At 64.3% G+C, this 18,948-nt stretch carries 25 protein-coding genes; all 25 read left to right on the top strand.

Features of this window, described 5'->3' with window-relative positions:
* Nucleotides 1-83 precede the first annotated feature (83 nt).
* The 25 genes from thiS (at nucleotide 84) to GWC77_RS10835 (ending at nucleotide 18,809) form a co-directional block, all read left to right on the top strand.
* Nucleotides 84-281 carry a sulfur carrier protein ThiS gene (gene thiS, locus GWC77_RS10715; protein ID WP_173256884.1) on the top strand — a complete coding sequence of 66 codons (198 nt, stop codon included), beginning with the start codon at nucleotides 84-86 and terminating at the stop codon, nucleotides 279-281.
* Between the two features lie 45 nt (nucleotides 282-326).
* The gene (locus tag GWC77_RS10720) at nucleotides 327-1,136 is read left to right on the top strand and encodes a thiazole synthase (protein ID WP_173256885.1); all 810 of its coding nucleotides are present in this window, start codon (nucleotides 327-329) and stop codon (nucleotides 1,134-1,136) included.
* A 10-nt stretch (nucleotides 1,137-1,146) separates the two neighbouring features.
* Complete coding sequence (gene thiE, locus GWC77_RS10725; protein WP_173256886.1) at nucleotides 1,147-2,253, top strand: thiamine phosphate synthase; 1,107 nt, start codon at nucleotides 1,147-1,149, stop codon at nucleotides 2,251-2,253.
* Between the two features lie 89 nt (nucleotides 2,254-2,342).
* Nucleotides 2,343-3,170 carry an ABC transporter ATP-binding protein gene (locus GWC77_RS10730; protein ID WP_173256887.1) on the top strand — a complete coding sequence of 276 codons (828 nt, stop codon included), beginning with the start codon at nucleotides 2,343-2,345 and terminating at the stop codon, nucleotides 3,168-3,170.
* Nucleotides 3,167-3,943 carry a lipid asymmetry maintenance ABC transporter permease subunit MlaE gene (gene mlaE / locus GWC77_RS10735; RefSeq protein ID WP_173256888.1) on the top strand — a complete coding sequence of 259 codons (777 nt, stop codon included), beginning with the start codon at nucleotides 3,167-3,169 and terminating at the stop codon, nucleotides 3,941-3,943. Before GWC77_RS10730 ends, mlaE begins: the two co-directional genes overlap by 4 nt.
* Before the next feature lie 59 nt (nucleotides 3,944-4,002).
* On the top strand, nucleotides 4,003-4,593 hold the full coding sequence (gene mlaD, locus GWC77_RS10740) for an outer membrane lipid asymmetry maintenance protein MlaD (protein ID WP_173256889.1): 591 nt from the start codon (nucleotides 4,003-4,005) through the stop codon (nucleotides 4,591-4,593).
* 61 nt (nucleotides 4,594-4,654) lie between these two features.
* Complete coding sequence (locus GWC77_RS10745) at nucleotides 4,655-5,683, top strand: VacJ family lipoprotein (protein ID WP_173256890.1); 1,029 nt, start codon at nucleotides 4,655-4,657, stop codon at nucleotides 5,681-5,683.
* A gap of 138 nt (nucleotides 5,684-5,821) precedes the next feature.
* A complete protein-coding gene (locus GWC77_RS10750; protein ID WP_173256891.1) occupies nucleotides 5,822-6,466 on the top strand; it encodes a phospholipid-binding protein MlaC in 645 nt (214 codons plus the stop codon).
* An 8-nt stretch (nucleotides 6,467-6,474) separates the two neighbouring features.
* Entirely contained in the window at nucleotides 6,475-6,777 is a 303-nt protein-coding gene (locus GWC77_RS10755) for a lipid asymmetry maintenance protein MlaB (RefSeq protein ID WP_173256919.1), read from the top strand.
* Nucleotides 6,778-7,000: 223 nt separating this feature from the next.
* Nucleotides 7,001-7,927 carry an ABC transporter ATP-binding protein gene (locus GWC77_RS10760; RefSeq protein ID WP_173256892.1) on the top strand — a complete coding sequence of 309 codons (927 nt, stop codon included), beginning with the start codon at nucleotides 7,001-7,003 and terminating at the stop codon, nucleotides 7,925-7,927.
* 26 nt (nucleotides 7,928-7,953) lie between these two features.
* Nucleotides 7,954-8,709 carry an ABC transporter permease gene (locus GWC77_RS10765; protein ID WP_173256920.1) on the top strand — a complete coding sequence of 252 codons (756 nt, stop codon included), beginning with the start codon at nucleotides 7,954-7,956 and terminating at the stop codon, nucleotides 8,707-8,709.
* A 13-nt stretch (nucleotides 8,710-8,722) separates the two neighbouring features.
* Complete coding sequence (locus tag GWC77_RS10770) at nucleotides 8,723-8,962, top strand: BolA family protein (protein WP_173256893.1); 240 nt, start codon at nucleotides 8,723-8,725, stop codon at nucleotides 8,960-8,962.
* A gap of 34 nt (nucleotides 8,963-8,996) precedes the next feature.
* Nucleotides 8,997-10,313 carry a UDP-N-acetylglucosamine 1-carboxyvinyltransferase gene (murA, locus tag GWC77_RS10775; protein ID WP_254366903.1) on the top strand — a complete coding sequence of 439 codons (1,317 nt, stop codon included), beginning with the start codon at nucleotides 8,997-8,999 and terminating at the stop codon, nucleotides 10,311-10,313.
* Complete coding sequence (hisG, locus tag GWC77_RS10780; protein WP_173256894.1) at nucleotides 10,310-10,975, top strand: ATP phosphoribosyltransferase; 666 nt, start codon at nucleotides 10,310-10,312, stop codon at nucleotides 10,973-10,975. Before murA ends, hisG begins: the two co-directional genes overlap by 4 nt.
* Before the next feature lie 52 nt (nucleotides 10,976-11,027).
* Nucleotides 11,028-12,350, top strand: coding sequence for a histidinol dehydrogenase (hisD, locus tag GWC77_RS10785; RefSeq protein ID WP_173256895.1), 1,323 nt, complete (start codon nucleotides 11,028-11,030; stop codon nucleotides 12,348-12,350).
* An 11-nt stretch (nucleotides 12,351-12,361) separates the two neighbouring features.
* Nucleotides 12,362-13,435 (top strand): histidinol-phosphate transaminase, encoded by a 1,074-nt coding sequence (gene hisC / locus GWC77_RS10790; protein WP_173256896.1) that lies wholly within the window; start codon nucleotides 12,362-12,364, stop codon nucleotides 13,433-13,435.
* A gap of 90 nt (nucleotides 13,436-13,525) precedes the next feature.
* Entirely contained in the window at nucleotides 13,526-14,113 is a 588-nt protein-coding gene (hisB, locus tag GWC77_RS10795) for an imidazoleglycerol-phosphate dehydratase HisB (protein ID WP_173256897.1), read from the top strand.
* Between the two features lie 39 nt (nucleotides 14,114-14,152).
* A complete protein-coding gene (locus tag GWC77_RS10800; RefSeq protein ID WP_173256898.1) occupies nucleotides 14,153-14,773 on the top strand; it encodes a YchE family NAAT transporter in 621 nt (206 codons plus the stop codon).
* A complete protein-coding gene (gene hisH, locus GWC77_RS10805; RefSeq protein ID WP_173256899.1) occupies nucleotides 14,770-15,411 on the top strand; it encodes an imidazole glycerol phosphate synthase subunit HisH in 642 nt (213 codons plus the stop codon). The genes GWC77_RS10800 and hisH overlap by 4 nt, the downstream gene beginning before the upstream one ends.
* 142 nt (nucleotides 15,412-15,553) lie before the next feature.
* Nucleotides 15,554-16,306, top strand: a complete 753-nt coding sequence (hisA, locus tag GWC77_RS10810) for a 1-(5-phosphoribosyl)-5-[(5-phosphoribosylamino)methylideneamino]imidazole-4-carboxamide isomerase (RefSeq protein ID WP_173256900.1) — start codon at nucleotides 15,554-15,556, stop codon at nucleotides 16,304-16,306.
* Between the two features lie 91 nt (nucleotides 16,307-16,397).
* Nucleotides 16,398-17,171 (top strand): imidazole glycerol phosphate synthase subunit HisF, encoded by a 774-nt coding sequence (gene hisF / locus GWC77_RS10815; protein WP_173256901.1) that lies wholly within the window; start codon nucleotides 16,398-16,400, stop codon nucleotides 17,169-17,171.
* Nucleotides 17,172-17,189: 18 nt separating this feature from the next.
* Nucleotides 17,190-17,597: a phosphoribosyl-AMP cyclohydrolase gene (hisI, locus tag GWC77_RS10820; RefSeq protein WP_173256902.1), complete on the top strand. Its 408-nt coding sequence runs from the start codon at nucleotides 17,190-17,192 to the stop codon at nucleotides 17,595-17,597.
* Between the two features lie 14 nt (nucleotides 17,598-17,611).
* Nucleotides 17,612-17,974: a phosphoribosyl-ATP diphosphatase gene (locus GWC77_RS10825; RefSeq protein ID WP_173256903.1), complete on the top strand. Its 363-nt coding sequence runs from the start codon at nucleotides 17,612-17,614 to the stop codon at nucleotides 17,972-17,974.
* 51 nt (nucleotides 17,975-18,025) lie between these two features.
* Nucleotides 18,026-18,418, top strand: a complete 393-nt coding sequence (locus GWC77_RS10830; protein WP_173256904.1) for a hypothetical protein — start codon at nucleotides 18,026-18,028, stop codon at nucleotides 18,416-18,418.
* A 28-nt stretch (nucleotides 18,419-18,446) separates the two neighbouring features.
* Nucleotides 18,447-18,809, top strand: coding sequence for a histidine triad nucleotide-binding protein (locus tag GWC77_RS10835; RefSeq protein WP_173256905.1), 363 nt, complete (start codon nucleotides 18,447-18,449; stop codon nucleotides 18,807-18,809).
* Nucleotides 18,810-18,948: the final 139 nt, after the last annotated feature.

The raw sequence follows: 18,948 nt of genomic DNA on the forward strand, positions 1-18,948 counted from the left end.
TTTGCGCCTTGCCACGAGCACGAATACGCGGGCCCATAAGCACCGCTTAGCACCGAACACTACACAGCGAAATCATTCGAATCATGGAAATCCAGATCAATCAGAAGTCTCTTTCGCTTCCCGACGGCGCGACCGTGGCCGATGCGCTCGCCGCGTTCGGCGCGCGGCCGCCGTTCGCCGTGGCGCTCAACGGACAGTTCGTCGCACGCGCGCAGCATCCCGAGCGCGCGCTCAACGCCGGCGACAAGCTCGATATCGTTCATCCGGTCGCGGGCGGCTGAGCCGCTTTTACCGCCAACGCTTCCAACGTCTTGAGGATTTCCGCGATGACTTCCGCTCCCGCTGCCGATTCGCTCACGCTCTACGGCACCCCCTTTGCCAGCCGCGTGCTGCTAGGTACGTCGCGCTATCCATCGCTGCGCGCGCTGTCCGATTCGATCGAGGCCGCGCGACCGGGCATGGTGACCGTGGCGCTGCGCCGCCAGATGCAGGCCGAGACGGCCGAGGCCGGCTTTTTCGATTTGCTCAAGCGCCACGCCGTGCCGCTGCTGCCGAATACAGCCGGCTGCCAGACTGTCGACGAAGCGGTGACGACGGCCCACATGGCCCGCGAGGTCTTCGAAACGGATTGGATCAAGCTCGAGGTGATCGGCGACGACTACACGCTGCAGCCCGACCCGCTGGCACTGATCGAAGCCGCGGGCCGGCTCGTGAAGGACGGCTTCAAGGTGCTGCCGTACTGCACGGAGGACCTGGTCATCGCCCGGCGTCTGATCGATGCGGGCTGCGAGGCGTTGATGCCGTGGGGCGCCCCGATCGGAACGGGCAAGGGCATCGTCAATCCTTATGGGCTCCGCACGCTGCGTCAGCGCCTGCAGGACGTGCCGCTCATCGTCGATGCGGGACTCGGCGTGCCGTCGCACGCGTGCCAGGTCATGGAATGGGGCTTCGACGGTGTGCTGCTCAATACCGCTGTCTCGCAGGCGACCGAGCCGGCCGTCATGGCGCGCGCATTCGCGATGGCCGCCGAGGCCGGGCGGGCTGCTTATCTCGCCGGTCCGATGGACGAGCGCGATAGCGCGCAGGCGAGCACGCCGGTGGTCGGCATGCCGTTCTGGCACCAGGATCAAGGCTGAGGCATCGTATATGAGCCGTACGCTTGCGTTCGCGGATCGTGAAATCTTCTGGCCCCCCGCCGACGAACTGGTCGAAGCGGCCGAGCGTATCCGCGCCCGCCTCGGCGAATGGCCACGCGGGGAGGCACTCTGGCGGATCTGTCTGACGCCGCCCGATGCGCCCAGCGCGGGCGATTTGATCGTCGCCGCGATGGACGAAAGCGGCGCTGTGCCGGCCCAGTCCGCGTGGCTCGCTGCCGGCGCAGGGGTGATCGAAACGTCGGCCGATGGCGCCTGTTTAGTGTTGGGCGAGGCGCGCTATCCGCTCTCGGGCACCCTCGCCGAAGACTGGCTGGCCGCGCTGGCCAGCTTCCTCGATTGCGGCTTCGCACCGCACGACGCGCTTGTATTGGCCATGGCCTGGCGCGACGGCGACGAAACACGCGGCGATGATGCGTGGCCCGACCAACTCGACCGTTTTCCGCGCATTCGCACGCTGCCGTGCGCGCCGCCGCAGCGCTTCCCGGATTGCCCGTCGCGGCTCGGCCTGTATGCGATCGTGCCGAGTGCCGACTGGGTGGAGCGCGTCGCGGCCCTCGGTGTGCGCACCGTCCAGTTGCGGGTCAAGGATGTCGCACCGGCGCGGCTCGCCAATGAGATCGCAAAGAGCGTCGAAGCGGGACGGCGTCACGGCGCGCGCGTTTTCATCAACGACTACTGGCGCGAGGCGATCGACGCGGGCGCGTACGGCGTGCATCTGGGGCAGGAGGATCTCGATACGGCCGAGCTGGGCGCCATCGCGGCGGCCGGTCTGCGGCTCGGCCTGTCGACGCACGGCTACTACGAAATACTGCGCGCGCTGCACTATGCGCCAAGCTACCTGGCCGTCGGCGCGGTTTTCCCGACGGCGACGAAGACCTTGCCGAGCGCGCCGCAGGGCCTTGCGCGGCTGGCGCGCTACGCGCGGCTGATCGGCCAAAAGGTGCCCCTCGTGGCGATCGGCGGCATCACGCTCGACACACTTGCGGCCGTGCTGGAGACGGGCGTGGGCAGCGCGGCCGTCGTGAGCGCCGTGACGGGGGCGCCCGACCCGGCCGAGGCCGTGGCCGCGCTCGAGCGAATTTTTGCGGACCGGTGAGAGTTTTGCACTTGGAAAGTTGGCTGTCACGGCAACGTTCTCGCTGAGGCCCTATAATTCCGCTTCCGCGTAAAAGGAGCCGCCGCTTCGTGCCGCCTACATCCGCTGAGCCCATTCTCGAGCTGCGTAACGTCGATTTCGGCTATGACGAGGATCGTCTCGTCCTTGCGAACCTGAACATGCGCTTCATGCGCGGCCAGGTGGTCGCCGTCATGGGCGGCTCGGGCTGCGGCAAGACGACCGTGCTGCGCCTGATCGGCGGGCTCGAGCGTGCCCGCCGGGGCGAGGTGCTGTTCCACGGGCGGGACATGGGCAAAGAGAGCCGGGAAGGGCTTTACGCCTTGCGCCGCAAGATGGGCATGCTGTTCCAATTCGGTGCGCTTTTCACCGATATGTCGGTGTTCGAAAACGTCGCGTTCGCGCTGCGCGAGCACACCGATCTGCCCGAAGCGTTGATTCGCGATCTGGTTCTCATGAAGCTCAACGCTGTGGGCCTGCGCGGCGCACGCGATCTCGCGCCATCGCAGATTTCGGGCGGCATGGCGCGGCGCGTGGCGCTTGCGCGCGCAATCGCGCTGGATCCGGAGTTGATGATGTACGACGAGCCGTTCGCCGGCCTTGACCCGATTTCGCTCGGCATCACGGCCAATCTCATCCGTACGTTGAACCGGGCGCTCGGTGCCACGTCGATTCTCGTGACGCACGATGTCCCCGAGTCGTTCGCCATTGCCGATTACGTCTACTTTCTGTCGAACGGCGCGGTGCTTGCCGAAGGCACGCCGGCCGAGTTGCGGGAATCGGTCGACCCCTCGGTGCGGCAGTTCATCGACGGTGCGCCCGACGGCCCGTTTCGCTTTCACTATCCGACGCAAACGCCGCTCGAAGCGGATTTCGGCCTCGGCGGAGGACGCGCATGATCGGTGCAATCGGAACGTTGGGGCACTGGGTGCTCGCGGGCATCGCGCGCACCGGTTATGCAACCCGCATGTTCGTTCGCCTCGTGCTCGAGTTTTTCGCGCTCGTGCGCCGGCCCAACCTCGTCATCAAGCAGATTCTGTTCGTCGGCAATTATTCGCTCGTCATCATCGGGGTTTCCGGGCTCTTCGTCGGCTTCGTGCTGGGCCTGCAGGGCTACTACACGCTCAATCGCTATGGTTCCGAGCAGGCGCTCGGACTGCTCGTCGCGCTGTCGCTGGTGCGCGAACTGGGTCCCGTCGTTACGGCGCTGTTGTTTGCCGGGCGCGCGGGCACCTCGCTGACGGCGGAAATCGGTCTCATGAAGGCGGGTGAGCAGCTGACAGCGCTTGAAATGATGGCCATCGATCCACTCGCGAACGTCGTTGCGCCGCGCATGTGGGCGGGCATCATCGCCATGCCGATACTCGCCGCGATCTTCAGCGCCGTCGGCATTTTCGGCGGCTATGTCGTAGGTGTGCTGATGATCGGCGTCGATTCGGGCGCCTTCTGGTCGCAGATGCAAGGCGGGGTGGAGGTCTGGGCGGACGTCGGCAACGGCGTCATCAAAAGCGTGGTGTTCGGCTTCGCCGTCACATTCATCGCGCTTTTTCAAGGCTATGAGGCAAAAGCGACACCCGAAGGCGTCTCGCGGGCGACCACCCGTACGGTCGTCTACGCCTCGCTCGCCGTACTCGGACTCGATTTTCTGCTGACAGCGTTGATGTTCAACTGACGCAGTCCATATTGCACCGCTGGCGCAATTGGCGTCTGCGCGAGCGCGCTTCTTTTGGGATGACGATGAAAAAGACTGTTCTCGACTTCTGGGTCGGTTTGTTCGTGGTGCTCGGTTTCATCGCGCTGCTGTTCCTGGCGCTGAAGGCCGGCAATATGAGTTCACTCTCGTTTCAGCCGACGTACCCCGTGAAGCTCAAATTCGACAATATCGGCGGGCTCAAGGTACGCGCGCCGGTGAAAAGCGCCGGTGTCGTCGTCGGGCGCGTGACGTCGATCGGCTTCGACACGAATACCTATCAGGCGCTCGTCACGATCGACATCGACAAGCAATTCGCGTTTCCGAAGGACACGTCGGCGAAGATTCAGACAGCCGGTCTGCTCGGAGAGCAGTACCTCGGCCTCGAGCCGGGCGGCGATACCGAAATGCTGAAAGCCGGCGATACGATCACGATGACGCAATCGGCCATCGTGCTCGAGAATCTGATCGGCCAATTTCTCTATGGCAAGGCGGCCGATGCGGGCGGTGCCAAGACGGCACCTGCGCCGGCCGCGGCGCCTGCGGCAGCGCCTTCCTCCTTACCCGCAGCTCCCGCGGCATCGTCCGCCACGGCGCCGGCCAACGCCGCGGCGTCCGGAGCGGGCGGTTGACGCGAACCTTTGACGCGGGCGGCAATGTGCCGCCCGGCACCGATCATCACGGAGAACAATAATGCAGACCACGCGCGCCAAAAACGTGACGCTGGCAATAGCGGTGGCGATGCTCGCCGGGTGTGCGTCGGTTCAGACGCCCACCCCGGGCGACCCACTGGAGAGCGTGAATCGCGGCGTGTTCAAATTCAACGATACGCTCGATACCTATGCGTTGAAGCCCGTCGCGAAGGGCTACCAGCAGGTCGTGCCGGAACCGGTGCGCAGGAGCGTCACGAACTTCTTCTCGAACATCGGCGATGTCTATATCGCCGCGAACGAGTTGCTGCAGCTGAAAATCGCGGACGGCGTCGGCGACATCATGCGGGTGACGATCAACACGCTGTTCGGCGTGGGCGGCCTGTTCGATGTCGCGACGCTGGCGAAGCTGCCCAAACATGCTGCGGACTTCGGGATCACGCTCGGCCATTATGGCGTGCCGTCGGGCCCCTACCTCGTCCTCCCGTTACTGGGACCGAGCACGGTGCGCGACGCAACGGGTCTCGTCGTCGATTACTATGGCAATCCGCTGACGTACGTGCAGCCGTCTTCGGTGAGTTGGGCGCTGTATGGCCTGAATCTCGTCAATACGCGCGCCAATTTGTTGACGACGGTCGACGTGCTGTCGGGCGCGGCGCTCGACAAGTATTCGTTCGTGCGCAACGCCTATCTGCAGCGGCGGCGCTTCCTGATCACGGGGGGCGACGGCGACGGTGCCCAACTGCCGAACTACGATCAGTCGCTGCCGAAGTACGACGACGATGGGGCGGCGCCTGGCGCCGCTGGACCCGGGGCCGGAGCCGCCGTGACGCCGGGTGCGACGGGTGCTACCGGTGCGGCAGCGCCGGCATCCGCTCCCGCTCCGGCTTCGTCTGCGGCGCCGTCCGCTCCTGAACCGGCCTCGGGCGCGCAGCCGGCCGCGGCGGCATCGGCGGCGTCCGCGACGGCGGTACCGGCGCCGCTGGGTGGACCCAGTGACGGAACGGTGCCCGGCCAGCAATACGTGCCGCCGCCGCAACGCACGGGCTTGCCGATGATTCGTCTGAAGTGACTTTTCGCGGTAACACTTGGACACGAATCTTGCGAGGCCGTGCGACATGAATCCTGCCGAGCCGTGCAAGATGCGGGCTGAACTTGCACGATTCGGCGGGGCTCCAACCTCAGCGTTTCTTCGATATCAGGGTTGACGATGAAAAAATTCTTTCTGATTCCACTTTTCGCGGCGCTCCTTTCGTTTGCCGGTGCGGCGTTCGCCCAGACGAACGCCGGCGGCGTCGATGCGAGTTCGCCCGACGTCATGATCAAGACGGTCACCAACCAGGTGCTCGATACGATCCGCGCGGACAAGTCGATCCGCTCGGGCGACATCAACCGCATCACGGAAGTGGTCAACAAGCAGATCCTGCCCTACACGGACTTCCGCCGTACGACGCAACTGGCGATGGGCCGTGCGTGGCGCCAAGCGACGCCGGAGCAGCAAGACCAGATGGTCGAGCAGTTCAAGATGCTGCTGATCCGCACCTATGCGGGCGCGCTGTCGCAGTTCCGCGACCAGCAGGTCCAGTTCAAGCCGTTCCGCGCGGCGCCGACCGATACGGACGTCGTCGTGCGTAGCGCGGTGATCAACAACGGACAGCCGGTCGAGCTCGACTATCGTCTCTACAAGACGCCGCAGGGCTGGCGCGTCTACGATCTGAACGTTGCCGGCGCATGGCTCATTCAGGCGTATCAGCAGCAGTTCGCCCAGAAGATCAACGAAAGCGGCGTGAGCGGGCTGATCCAGTTCCTCACCGAGCGCAACCAGCAGCTTGCCGCCGGCAAGCAGCCGACGTGAGCACCCCAATGAGCCGCTTTGCCTTGGGCACGGCGCTCACCCACGCGAGCGCGAAAAGCGTGCTTGCGGCCGGCTTGACGAGCATTGCGGGCGGCGCGACGGGCGTGGACTGCGCCGCGCTCGCCGAATTCGATTCGTCGGCACTCGCGGTACTGCTCGCATGGCAGCGCGCAGCCGAGGCGCGCGGCAGCGCGTTCGAGATCGTCAATGTGCCGCAGGGGCTGGCAAGCCTCGCCGCGGTGTACGGTGTGGATGCGCTTCTGACGGCGCGACACCGCTCGGCCCCCGAAGGCGTCACGGCACCGCTTTGAGCCGCAGTCGCGGCACCGCCGTGGCGCAATGCTCCGGCGGTCCAGAGCCACGCGCGCCAAGTGAGCCGCCTCGACTTGGCCTATAATCAACCGTTTTTTCGGGTATGCGATCGGCCCGGATTTTTCCGGGATGCGACGCGGCGCTGCCGTGGCGCCAGCCCGGCGATCAGGTCCAGTCACGTCTAAACAAAGGCGCGCCACTCGCGAAAGGCCGCGCACATCCATGTCAGCGATAGAAATCCGCAACGTCAAGAAGCGCTACAAGGCGCTGCAAGCGCTCAAGGGCGTCAGCTTGACGATCGACGAAGGCGAATTTTTCGGCCTGCTCGGCCCGAATGGCGCAGGCAAGACCACGCTCATCAGCATCCTGGCCGGATTGGCTCGGGCGGACGAAGGTAGCGTCTCGGTGCTCGGCCACGATGTCGTGTCCGATTTCCGCGGCGCGCGCCGCTCGCTCGGGGTCGTGCCGCAGGAACTCGTGTTCGATCCGTTTTTCACCGTGCGTGAAACGCTGCGCATTCAATCGGGCTACTACGGCCTGCATCGCAACGATGAATGGATCGACGAGGTGATGGCCAATCTCGATCTCACCGAGAAGGCCGATGCGAACATGCGCGCGTTGTCGGGCGGCATGAAGCGGCGCGTGCTCGTCGCGCAGGCGCTGGTGCACCGGCCGCCCGTGATCGTCCTGGATGAGCCCACGGCCGGTGTCGACGTCGAGCTGCGACAAACGCTCTGGAAATTCATTTCGCGGTTGAACCGCGAAGGGCACACGATCGTGCTGACGACTCACTATCTGGAAGAAGCCGAGTCGCTGTGCGGCCGCATTGCGATGCTGCGCCGCGGGGAAGTCGTGGCGCTCGATCGCACGCGCGACCTGCTCGCGCGTTTCGCCGGCATGCAGCTTTTTCTGCGCTTGTCCGCGGGGGTGTTGCCGGCGGAGCTGCGCGCGCTCGAGGTCGACGCGACGCCGCCAGGTGCGCGCGAGCATCTGTTGCGGCTCGCGAGCTATGACGATGTGGAGCCCATTCTCGCGCGCTGTCGCGAGCAAGGGTGCGCGTTCGACGAAATCGACGTACGCAAGGCGGACCTGGAGGACGTTTTCGTCCAATTGATGAGCGGTCCCGAACTGGTGGAGGGACTGGCATGATGTATCCCCACACTCAGGCTCGCGGCATGACCGGCTTTCGCACGCTCTTTTACAAAGAGATTCTGCGTTTCTGGAAGGTCTCGTTCCAGACGGTGCTCGCGCCCATCGTCACGGCGTTGCTCTATCTGACGATCTTCGGCCATGCGTTGCGCGGACGTGTCGAGGTCTATCCCGGCGTCGAATATACGAGCTTTCTGATTCCGGGGCTCGTCATGATGAGCGTGCTGCAAAACGCGTTTGCCAACAGCTCGTCGTCGCTGATCCAGTCGAAGATCACGGGCAATCTCGTGTTCGTGCTGCTGCCGCCGCTCACGCACTGGGAGATATTCGGCGCCTATGTGCTTGCATCCGTCGTGCGTGGACTCGCCGTCGGGGCGGGCGTCTTCATCGTGACGATCTGGTTCGTGCCGATGACATTCGCGGCGCCGCTTTATATCGTGCTCTTCGCCGCATTCGGTTCGGCGATTCTCGGCACACTCGGCCTCATCGCCGGTATCTGGGCCGAGAAGTTCGATCAGCTCGCGGCGTTCCAGAATTTTCTGATCATGCCGCTCACGTTTCTCTCGGGCGTGTTCTACTCGACGCATTCGCTGCCCGAGCTCTGGCGGCATGTGTCGCGGCTCAATCCGTTTTTCTACATGATCGACGGTTTCCGCTACGGCTTTTTCGGCGTGTCCGACATCGATCCACTTGCGTGCCTGGCCGTCGTCGCCGTTTTCTTCGCGCTGATCGCCGCGTTCGCGATGCGTCTCATCGCGTCCGGCTACAAGCTGCGTTATTGAGGAGTCATGAACCATGTTGCCGACACCCGACGAGGTCAAGCAATATATCGCGGCCGGACTGGCCTGCACCCACCTCGAAGTCGAGGGCGACGGTCAGCACTTTTTCGCGACGATCGTCTCGGACGCCTTCGAGGGCAAGCGCCCGATCCAGCGTCACCAGCTCGTCTACGCGGCGCTGGGCGAGCGCATGAAGGCGGAAATCCACGCGCTGAGCATGAAAACGCTGACGCCGACGGAATGGCGAAACGCATAATCCAGGAAACGTAGTGCGCATTACACAAGACGATATGGCGGCAGCCGGCAGCGGCGTCGCGCGCGAGGGACAGTTCGGCATGGATAAACTTGCGATCGAAGGCGGCCGGCGCCTTTCCGGCGAATTGAGCGTGTCGGGCGCCAAGAACGCGGCCTTGCCGATTCTCTGCGCGAGCCTGCTCGCGGCCGATTCGCTCGAGCTTGCGAACGTGCCGGACCTCAAGGATGTCCGCACGACGCTGACGCTGCTCGAACAGATGGGCGTTCGGGCCCGCCTATCGGGCGGCACGGTGTCGCTCGATGCTACGCACGTCGACAATCCGGTCGCGCCTTACGAGCTCGTGAAAACGATGCGCGCGTCGATTCTCGTGCTGGGGCCGCTCGTGGCCCGCTTCGGCACGGCGAAAGTGTCGCTGCCGGGCGGCTGCGCCATCGGTGCGCGGCCGGTCGATCAGCATATCAAGGGCTTGCAGGCGATGGGCGCCGACATCAGCATCGAGCATGGCTACATCGAGGCGCGGGCGCGCCGGTTGAAGGGCGCGCACATCGTGACCGACATGATCACGGTGACCGGAACGGAAAATCTGCTGATGGCGGCCGTGCTGGCCGACGGCGAAACGATCCTCGAAAACGCCGCGCGCGAACCCGAGGTCGGCGATTTGGCGCATCTGCTCGTGGCGATGGGAGCGAAGATCGACGGCATCGGTACCGATCGTCTCGTGATCCAGGGCGTCGAGAAGCTGCATGGCGCGCGTCACGCGGTGATTCCCGACCGGATCGAAGCCGGCACGTTCCTGTGCGCCGTCGCGGCGGCGGGGGGCGATGTCATGCTGCGCGACGTGCGCCCGAGTACGCTCGATGCGGTCACAGCCAAACTGCGTGAGGCCGGCGTGACGATCGAAGAGGGCGACGACTGGCTGCGCGTCCGGATGGACGGGCGCCCGAGCGCCGTCAGCGTGCGCACGTCGGAGTACCCGGCCTTCCCGACCGATATGCAGGCTCAGTTCATGGCGCTCAATGCAATTGCCGAAGGCAGTGCGCAAGTCATCGAGACGATCTTCGAAAACCGCTTCATGCACGTGCAAGAGTTGAACCGCCTCGGCGCGCATATCGCCGTCGACGGCAATACGGCGCTCGTCACTGGCGTGCCCGAACTGTCGGGCGCGACGGTCATGGCCACCGACCTGCGGGCTTCGGCGAGCCTCGTGATCGCCGGCTTGACGGCACAAGGCGAGACCATCGTCGAGCGCATCTACCATCTCGATCGGGGCTACGACCGGATGGAGGACAAACTCACGCGCATCGGCGCGAACGTGCGCCGCGTTCCTGCGCATTCTGGAGCTCGCGCATGAGTGCCCAACCGTTGACGCTCGCGCTCTCGAAGGGGCGCATTTTCGAAGAGACGATGCCGCTCCTGGCGGCAGCCGGCGTCGAGGTATCGGAAGACCCCGAGACTTCGCGCAAGCTGATCCTGCCGACGAGCGCCGGCAACTTGCGCGTCATCATCGTGCGCGCGACCGACGTGCCGACCTACGTCGAGTACGGCGCAGCCGATTTCGGCGTCGCGGGCAAGGATGTGCTGCTCGAGCACGGCGGCGGCGGTTTGTACCAGCCGATCGATCTGAACATCGCGCGTTGCCGCATGTCGGTCGCCGTGAAGGCTGGCTTCGATTACGCGAACGCGGTGCGCCAGGGCGCCCGTCTGCGCGTGGCGACGAAGTACGTGCAAACGGCCCGCGAGCATTTCGCGGCGAAAGGCGTGCACGTCGATCTGATCAAGCTCTACGGCTCGATGGAACTCGCGCCGCTCGTCGGGCTGGCCGATGCGATCGTCGACCTCGTCAGCTCGGGCGGAACGCTGCGCGCGAACAATCTCGTCGAGGTCGAGGAAATCATGGAGATCTCCTCGCGCCTCGTGGTGAACCAGGCGGCGCTCAAGCTCAAGCGCGCGGCGCTCAAGCCGTTTCTCGACGCGTTCGAACGCGCGTCGAAACGAGGCACGGCGCCCGCGTAAGCGGTGCGACGAGCCGACTTGGCAACGCGCGCCTTACCGAACGGATACCAGCATGTCTTTGAAGATTCGCAAACTCGATTCGAGCGCCGCCGATTTCGACGCGACGCTCGCGGCGGTGCTCGCCTTCGAGGCGAGCGAGGATGACGCGATCGAGCGCTCGGTTGCACAGATTCTCGCCGACGTGAAAGCGCGCGGCGACGAAGCCGTGCTCGAGTACACCAACCGCTTCGATCGGCTCGACGCCACCAGTGTGGCAGCGTTGGAGCTGCCCCCGGCCGCGCTCGAGGCGGCGCTGGAGAGCCTCCAGCCGAAACAGCGTGCCGCGCTCGAAGCGGCGGCCGCGCGCGTGCGCGGCTACCACGAGAAGCAGAAGATCGAATGCGGCAGCCATAGCTGGCAATACACGGAAGCCGACGGCACGGTGCTCGGTCAGAAAGTCACGCCGCTCGATCGTGCCGGCATCTATGTGCCGGGCGGCAAGGCCGCCTATCCGTCGTCCGTGCTGATGAACGCCGTGCCGGCGCGCGTGGCCGGCGTACGCGAGATCGTCATGGTCGTGCCGACCCCCGACGGCGTGCAAAACCCGCTCGTGCTGGCGGCTGCGCTCTTGGGCGGAGTCGATCGCGTCTTCACGATCGGCGGCGCGCAAGCGATCGGTGCGCTTGCATACGGAACTCAGACGGTGCCTGCCGTCGACAAGATCTGCGGTCCCGGCAACGCGTACGTGGCGTCGGCCAAACGACGCGTGTTCGGCACGGTGGGCATCGACATGATCGCCGGCCCGTCGGAGATCCTCGTGCTGTGCGACGGAACGACGGATCCTCGGTGGATCGCGATGGATCTTTTCTCGCAGGCCGAGCACGACGAGCTCGCACAGTCGATCCTGCTGTGCCCGGACAAAGCATTCATCGCGCGCGTGGAGGAGGCGATTGCCGAGCTCTTGCCGACGATGCCGCGCCGCGACGTGATTCAGCGTTCGCTCGAAGACCGTGGCGCGCTCGTCAAGGTGCGCGACATGGCCGAGGCCTGCGCGATCGCGAACCGGATCGCGCCGGAGCACCTCGAGATTTCGGCGCTCGAGGCACAGCAGTGGGCGAACGAAATCCGTCATGCCGGAGCGATCTTCATCGGCCGCTTCACGAGCGAGAGCCTCGGCGATTACTGCGCCGGCCCGAATCACGTGCTCCCGACCTCGCGTACCGCGAGATTTTCGTCGCCGCTCGGCGTCTACGACTTTTTCAAGCGCTCGAGCGTGATCGAAGTCAGTGCCGAGGGGGCGCAAACGCTGGGCGAGATCGCGGCGGAACTCGCCTATGGGGAAGGGCTGCCGGCGCATGCCAAGAGCGCCGAATACCGCATGAAGCAAACCGGCTGAGAGCGACGACCATGACCCGACCGCAAGACATCATCCGCCCCGACGTGCTGGGTATGACGAGCTATCCCGTTCCCGATGCAACGGGGCTCGTCAAGCTCGATGCGATGGAAAATCCGTTCACGCTGCCCGAGGCGCTCGCCACGGAGCTCGGCGAACGCCTCGCGGGCGTGGCGCTCAATCGCTATCCGGCGCCGCGTCCGGCCGCGCTCATCGAAAAACTGAAGCGGGTAATGGGTGCGCCCGCGGGCAGCACCGTGTTGCTCGGCAACGGCTCGGACGAGATCATCAGCATGATCGCCGTCGCCTGTGCGAAGCCGGGCGCGAAGCTGTTGGCGCCCGTGCCCGGCTTCGTCATGTATCAGATGTCGGCGAAATTCGCGCAACTCGAATTCGTCGGCGTGCCGCACCGGCCCGATCTGACGCTCGATACCGACGCAATGCTGGCCGCGATCGCCGAGCACGCGCCGGCCATCGTCTACCTGGCCTATCCGAACAACCCCACCGGCACGCTGTACCCGGACGCCGATATCGAGCGGATCATCGCGGCGGCCACCCAAAGCCTCGTCGTCATCGACGAGGCCTACCAGCCGTTTGCCCAGAAAAGCTGGCTTTCGCGCGTACTGCAGTTCGACAACGTCGTGGTCATGCGCACCGTGTCGAAACTCGGGCTCGCGGGAATCCGGCTCGGCTATCTGGTGGGCTCGCCCGCCTGGCTCGACGAGCTCGACAAGGTTCGCCCGCCGTATAACGTCAATGTCCTGACGCAGGCGGCGGCCGAATTCATGCTCGATCATGTCGAGGATGTGCTGGAAGTCCAGGCCGCCCGGTTGCGTGCCGAGCGCGAGACTCTGGCGCAGGCCATCGCAGCGCTGCCGGGTACGACCGTGTTCCCGAGTGCAGGCAATTTTCTGCTCGTGCGGGTGCCCGACGCGGACGCGGTGTTCGAAACGCTGCTGGCCGCGCGGGTTTTAATCAAAAACGTGGGTAAAATGCACCCGTTGCTGACCGATTGTGTGCGTTTGACCGTGGGTACGCCCGAAGAGAATGCCCAAATGCTGGCCGCACTCAAGCTCATATTGAAGTAACTACTGAAAATTCGTGCCGTCGTCGCCCTGGGCGTACGGCGGCCGGCACATTTCGCCCCACACCCTTTGCAGTCAGATTCGAGGTTTTCCATGCGCGTAGCGGAAGTCGTTCGCAATACCAGCGAAACGCAGATCCGTGTCAAGGTCAATTTGGACGGTACCGGTCAGCAAAAGCTCGCTACCGGCGTGCCGTTTCTCGACCACATGCTCGACCAGATCGCCCGTCACGGCTTGATCGATCTCGAGGTCGAGGCGCAGGGCGACCTCCATATCGACGATCATCACACGGTCGAAGACACGGGTATCACGCTCGGCATGGCTTTCGCCCAGGCGGTCGGCGACAAAAAGGGTATTCGCCGCTACGGCCACGCCTACGTACCGCTCGACGAGGCGCTCTCGCGGGTGGTGGTCGACTTCTCGGGGCGGCCGCTGCTGGACATGCACGTGCCGTTCACCCGCGCGCGCATCGGCACGTTCGATGTCGATCTGGCGAGCGAATTCTTTCGCGGCTTCGTCAATCATGCGAAGGTGACGCTCCATATCGACAATTTGCGCGGCGCGAACGCGCATCATCAGATGGAAACGGTCTTCAAGGCGTTCGGCCGGGCGTTGCGCATGGCAGTCGAACTCGATGAACGCGCGGTGGGGCAGATTCCGTCGACCAAAGGCACTCTTTAAAGCGAGGACGGCTCACCGGCGCGCGCGCCGCGCACACCGATGGATCTTCTCAAATCGTTTATTTCACTGCTGGCGCTGATCAATCCGATCGGCGCCGTGCCGTTTTTCCTGAGCCTGACGTCCGAACATTCGGAGGGCGAGCGGCGACGCACGATTCGCATCGCTTCGATTTCGGTGTTTTGCGTGATTGCCGTCACGACGCTGCTCGGCCAGCAAATCATCGGCTTCTTCGGCATCTCGGTCGGCTCGCTGGAAGTCGGCGGCGGCATCATCATGCTGCTGATGGCTATCAGTATGCTCAACGCGCAGGTCGGCAACGCGCGCGCCACGGCGGAGGAGCGCGACGAAGCGGAATCGAAAAACAGCATCGCGGTCGTGCCGCTCGCGATCCCGCTGCTGACGGGGCCGGGTTCGATCAGTACGGTGATCGTCTATGCGGCGAGCGCGCATCATTGGTACGACCGGCTCGGGCTCGTGGCGATCGGCCTGGCCATCGCGGTCATCTGCTTCGGAACGCTGAGACTCGCGGAGCCGATTGCCCGCTGGATTGGACAGACCGGTATCAATATCGGCACGCGGTTGATGGGTTTGATGTTGTCGGCGCTGGCGGTGGAGTTCATCGTCGACGGATTGAAGGCGTTACTGCCTAACTTGAGATGAAGACGTCAATTGCGATTGTGGATTACGGGATGGGCAACCTGCGCTCGGTGCAGCAGGCGCTGAAAAAGGCGGCCCCGGAAGCGGACGTGGCGATCGTCGATCGGCCCGAAGGCATCCGCACCGCCGATCGCGTCGTGCTGCCCGGCCAGGGCGCGATGCGCGATTGCATGCGCTCGTTGCGCGAATCGGGGCTCGAGGAGTCGGTGCTCGAGGCGGCGCGCACCAAACCCTTGATGGGCGTGTGTGTCGGCGAGCAGATGTTGTTCGACTGGAGCGAGGAAGGCGATACGAAGGGGCTGGGCCTGCTGCCCGGCAAAGTCGTGCGCTTCGAGCTCGATGGCCGGCTGCAGGACGACGGTTCGCGCTTCAAGGTGCCGCAAATGGGCTGGAACCGCGTCCGGCAGACGGCGCCGCACCCGCTGTGGGACGGCGTGCCCGATGGCAGCTTTTTTTATTTCGTGCACAGCTACTATGCCGTGCCCGACAATCGCGCGCATACGGCCGGGGAAACGGACTACGGCGGGCTGTTTGCGTCGGCAGTGGCCCGCGACAACGTGTTTGCGACGCAGTTTCACCCCGAAAAGAGCGCGGAGTCGGGGCTGCGCGTTTATCGCAACTTCGTGCACTGGAACCCTTGAATGTCGCGCTTTTTGCATCGAAATGACGGCTTGAGCGTCGAAAGAGTGTACTAAACTAGCGAGACGGTTCGCCGGTGCGCCCGTATCCAGGCGCGCCGGCGGGCATCCACGATATCCAACCATCCAGACTTACGCGATTGCTATGCTGCTGATTCCCGCCATCGACCTCAAGGACGGTCAGTGCGTGCGCCTGAAACAAGGGGATATGGACCAGGCCACGATATTCTCCGAGGACCCTGCCGCGATGGCCCGTCACTGGGTCGATCGCGGTGCGAGGCGGCTGCATCTCGTCGATCTGAACGGGGCATTTGCCGGCAAGCCGAGAAACGAGGAAGCAATCCGAGCGATCATCGAGGAAGTCGGTAACGAGATTCCCGTCCAACTGGGCGGCGGCATCCGCGACCTCGAAACGATCGAACGGTACCTCGACGACGGCCTCTCGTATGTGATCATCGGCACCGCGGCCGTGAAGAATCCCGGTTTCCTGCAAGACGCCTGCACGGCGTTCGGCGGCCACATCATCGTCGGGCTCGACGCCAAGGACGGTAAGGTCGCCACCGACGGCTGGAGCAAGCTGACGGGTCACGAAGTCGTCGATCTTGCACAGAAATTCGAAGACTACGGTTGCGAATCGATTATCTACACCGATATCGGGCGCGACGGCATGCTCCAGGGCATCAACATCGAGGCGACGGTACGGCTTGCCCGCGCGGTGAAAATCCCGGTGATCGCGAGCGGCGGTTTGTCCAGCCTGGCGGATATCGATTCGCTGTGCGAAGTCGAGGACGAAGGCATCGAAGGCGTCATTTGCGGGCGCGCGATCTATTCGGGCGATCTCGATTTCACCGCGGCGCAAACGCGCGCCGATACCTTGCGCGAATCGGACGACGCTTAAGCGCCGTACCCGCGCAACTCATCGCTCTCGAAAGGACGGCGCCGCCCGCTTTCGCGAAGGGCGGCCCATCAGCAGCGGCACCTGCACCATCATGGCTCTAGCTAAACGCATCATCCCTTGTCTCGACGTGACCGCCGGGCGCGTCGTGAAGGGCGTCAATTTCGTCGAGCTGCGCGACGCGGGCGACCCCGTCGAAATCGCGCGCCGCTACGACGAACAAGGCGCCGACGAACTGACGTTCCTCGATATCACCGCGACGTCCGACGGGCGCGATCTGATTTTGCCGATCATCGAGGCCGTGGCTTCGCAAGTGTTCATTCCGCTCACGGTGGGCGGCGGCGTGCGCGCCGTGGAGGACGTGCGCCGGCTCCTGAACGCGGGGGCGGACAAGGTCAGCATGAATTCCTCCGCGGTGGCCAACCCGCAGCTCGTGCGCGACGCATCCGATAAGCATGGAGCGCAGTGCATCGTCGTTGCGATCGATGCAAAGCGCGTCTCGGGTGCCGACGAGGCCCCGCGCTGGGAAGTCTTCACGCATGGCGGGCGCAAGGCGACGGGGCTCGATGCCGTCGAGTGGGCGCGTAAGATGGCTGAACTCGGTGCGGGCGAAATCCTGCTGACGAGCATGGACCGCGACGGCACGAAAAGCGGATTCGACCTGGCGCTGACGCGGGCTGTCTCGGATGCCGTGCCGGTGCCGGTGATTGCGTCAGGCGGGGTGGGCTCGCTCCAAGACCTGGCCGATGGCATTGTCCAAGGCCGTGCCGACGCCGTTTTGGCCGCCAGTATCTTCCACTACGGCCAGCATACGGTCGGCGAGGCCAAACGCTTCATGGCCGCGCAGGGCATTGCCGTGCGCCTTTAGGATCGAGACGGTACGAACATGACTACACCCGATAAACCCTGGCTCGACAAAGTGCAGTGGGACGTGAACGGTCTCGTGCCGGTCATCGCACAGGAAGTCTCGACGAACGACGTGCTGATGTTCGCGTGGATGAACCGCGAGGCGCTCGCGAAAACGATCGAGACGGGCCGCGCCGTTTACTTCTCGCGTTCGCGTCAACGGCTCTGGTTCAAGGGCGAGGAGTCCGGCCACGTACAGCGTGTGCACGAGGTGCGGCTCGATTGCGACGAAGACGTGGTGCTTCTGAAGGTCGAGCAGGTCTCGGGCATTGCCTGCCATACCGGACGGCATTCATGCTTTTTCCAGAAGTTCGAAGGCACCAGTGACGAGGGCGACTGGGTCGCCGTCGATCCGGTGCTGAAAGACCCCGAACAGATTTATCGATAATGGCCACCCAACCGATGCCCTCGACCGAAGATACGCTCGTCCGGCTTGCCGCGATCATCGACAGCCGCAAGGGCGGCGACCCCGAAAGCTCCTATGTCGCGCGGCTTTTTCATCGCGGTGACGACGCGGTGCTCAAGAAGATCGGCGAGGAGGCGACCGAGGTCGTTCTCGCCGCCAAGGACGTCCGCCAGGGCGGCGCGCGCGTGGCGCTCGTCGGCGAGGTGGCGGACCTCTGGTTCCATTGCCTCGTCATGCTGTCGCATTTCGACTTGAGCCCGGCGGACGTCATCGCCGAACTCGAGCGGCGCGAGGGCATGTCGGGCATCGAGGAAAAGGCGCTCCGAAAGCGGCGCGAGCGCGAGGAAAACGGCGGCTGAATCGGCTGCCGGCCGATCGACGGCTTCATTGACGAAGCGAGGAGAGCCACGATGGAAGACCCGCAAGGTGGACGGCCCCCGGCGGCTTATACGGGCACGATCGACGCCGATCGTGAGCGCAGCATTCGCACGCTGACTCACATCATTTATGGGCTCTATGCGCTGCATTGGTTCACGGGCGGCGTGTCGGGGCTCGTCGCGATCATTCTCGACTACCTGAAACGCGGCGATGCGGCGGGCACGCCGTACGCCGATCACTTCCAATGGCAGATTCGGACCTTCTGGATCGGTGTCGTGGGCTACATCATCGGCGGTGTTCTCGTTTTCGCGATAATCGGATTTCCGATTCTGGCGGCCGTGTCGATCTGGATGCTCTATCGGATCGTCAAGGGTTGGCTGTATCTTTACGAAACGAAGCCGCTCGATCCGACCTCCTGGTTCTGAGGCGGCGCATTGAACAACCGGGAAGACCATGAGCCACGAAAACTGTCTTTTCTGCAAGATCGCCGCCGGCGAGATCCCGAGCACGAAGGTCCACGAGGACGACGAGTTCGTCGCGTTCAAGGACATCCGCCCCGCGGCGCAGACGCATATTCTCGTCATCCCGCGACGACACATCGATACGCTGTCTCACTGCGTCGAAAGCGACGCACCGCTGCTTGGTAGAATGTTGATTCTGGTGTCGCAGCTCGCCGATAAGCTCGGCTGCGCGTACACGGGCGGCGAGACAGGTTTTCGCACGGTCATCAACACAGGGCCGGGCGGCGGACAGGAGGTCTATCACCTGCACGCGCATCTGCTCGCAGGGCCGCGTCCGTGGCAACGGATGGGCTGACGTCCAACGCGCATTGCGCAGAACAAAAAGGGTATGCGGGGTAGAGACGACGGGGCGCATGCGCGCTGATTGCGGCTGCAAGGCCGATGTTGCTTGGCCGGGCATGAATTTCCATGCAGCGGCGGGGTTCTGGAGATTT

The sequence above is a fragment of the Paraburkholderia sp. NMBU_R16 genome, from assembly GCF_013282575.1.
In the GTDB taxonomy this organism is placed as follows: Bacteria; Pseudomonadota; Gammaproteobacteria; order Burkholderiales; family Burkholderiaceae; genus Trinickia.

Excerpts from the sequence above, each read along its gene's own strand:
- GWC77_RS10835 (WP_173256905.1), top strand. The coding sequence starts at position 18,447 with ATGAGCCACGAAAACTGTCTTTTCTGCAAGATCGCCGCCGGCGAGATC.
- hisF (WP_173256901.1), top strand. The coding sequence starts at position 16,398 with ATGGCTCTAGCTAAACGCATCATCCCTTGTCTCGACGTGACCGCCGGG.
- hisC (WP_173256896.1), top strand. The coding sequence starts at position 12,362 with ATGACCCGACCGCAAGACATCATCCGCCCCGACGTGCTGGGTATGACG.
- thiE (WP_173256886.1), top strand. The coding sequence starts at position 1,147 with ATGAGCCGTACGCTTGCGTTCGCGGATCGTGAAATCTTCTGGCCCCCC.
- GWC77_RS10760 (WP_173256892.1), top strand. The coding sequence starts at position 7,001 with ATGTCAGCGATAGAAATCCGCAACGTCAAGAAGCGCTACAAGGCGCTG.
- GWC77_RS10755 (WP_173256919.1), top strand. The coding sequence starts at position 6,475 with ATGAGCCGCTTTGCCTTGGGCACGGCGCTCACCCACGCGAGCGCGAAA.
- hisI (WP_173256902.1), top strand. The coding sequence starts at position 17,190 with ATGACTACACCCGATAAACCCTGGCTCGACAAAGTGCAGTGGGACGTG.
- GWC77_RS10800 (WP_173256898.1), top strand. The coding sequence starts at position 14,153 with ATGGATCTTCTCAAATCGTTTATTTCACTGCTGGCGCTGATCAATCCG.
- hisA (WP_173256900.1), top strand. The coding sequence starts at position 15,554 with ATGCTGCTGATTCCCGCCATCGACCTCAAGGACGGTCAGTGCGTGCGC.
- mlaE (WP_173256888.1), top strand. The coding sequence starts at position 3,167 with ATGATCGGTGCAATCGGAACGTTGGGGCACTGGGTGCTCGCGGGCATC.
- GWC77_RS10720 (WP_173256885.1), top strand. The coding sequence starts at position 327 with ATGACTTCCGCTCCCGCTGCCGATTCGCTCACGCTCTACGGCACCCCC.
- GWC77_RS10750 (WP_173256891.1), top strand. The coding sequence starts at position 5,822 with ATGAAAAAATTCTTTCTGATTCCACTTTTCGCGGCGCTCCTTTCGTTT.
- GWC77_RS10825 (WP_173256903.1), top strand. The coding sequence starts at position 17,612 with ATGCCCTCGACCGAAGATACGCTCGTCCGGCTTGCCGCGATCATCGAC.
- hisG (WP_173256894.1), top strand. The coding sequence starts at position 10,310 with ATGAGTGCCCAACCGTTGACGCTCGCGCTCTCGAAGGGGCGCATTTTC.
- hisB (WP_173256897.1), top strand. The coding sequence starts at position 13,526 with ATGCGCGTAGCGGAAGTCGTTCGCAATACCAGCGAAACGCAGATCCGT.
- GWC77_RS10770 (WP_173256893.1), top strand. The coding sequence starts at position 8,723 with ATGTTGCCGACACCCGACGAGGTCAAGCAATATATCGCGGCCGGACTG.
- GWC77_RS10745 (WP_173256890.1), top strand. The coding sequence starts at position 4,655 with ATGCAGACCACGCGCGCCAAAAACGTGACGCTGGCAATAGCGGTGGCG.
- hisD (WP_173256895.1), top strand. The coding sequence starts at position 11,028 with ATGTCTTTGAAGATTCGCAAACTCGATTCGAGCGCCGCCGATTTCGAC.
- thiS (WP_173256884.1), top strand. The coding sequence starts at position 84 with ATGGAAATCCAGATCAATCAGAAGTCTCTTTCGCTTCCCGACGGCGCG.
- GWC77_RS10830 (WP_173256904.1), top strand. The coding sequence starts at position 18,026 with ATGGAAGACCCGCAAGGTGGACGGCCCCCGGCGGCTTATACGGGCACG.
- hisH (WP_173256899.1), top strand. The coding sequence starts at position 14,770 with ATGAAGACGTCAATTGCGATTGTGGATTACGGGATGGGCAACCTGCGC.
- mlaD (WP_173256889.1), top strand. The coding sequence starts at position 4,003 with ATGACGATGAAAAAGACTGTTCTCGACTTCTGGGTCGGTTTGTTCGTG.
- GWC77_RS10765 (WP_173256920.1), top strand. The coding sequence starts at position 7,954 with ATGACCGGCTTTCGCACGCTCTTTTACAAAGAGATTCTGCGTTTCTGG.
- murA (WP_254366903.1), top strand. The coding sequence starts at position 8,997 with ATGGCGGCAGCCGGCAGCGGCGTCGCGCGCGAGGGACAGTTCGGCATG.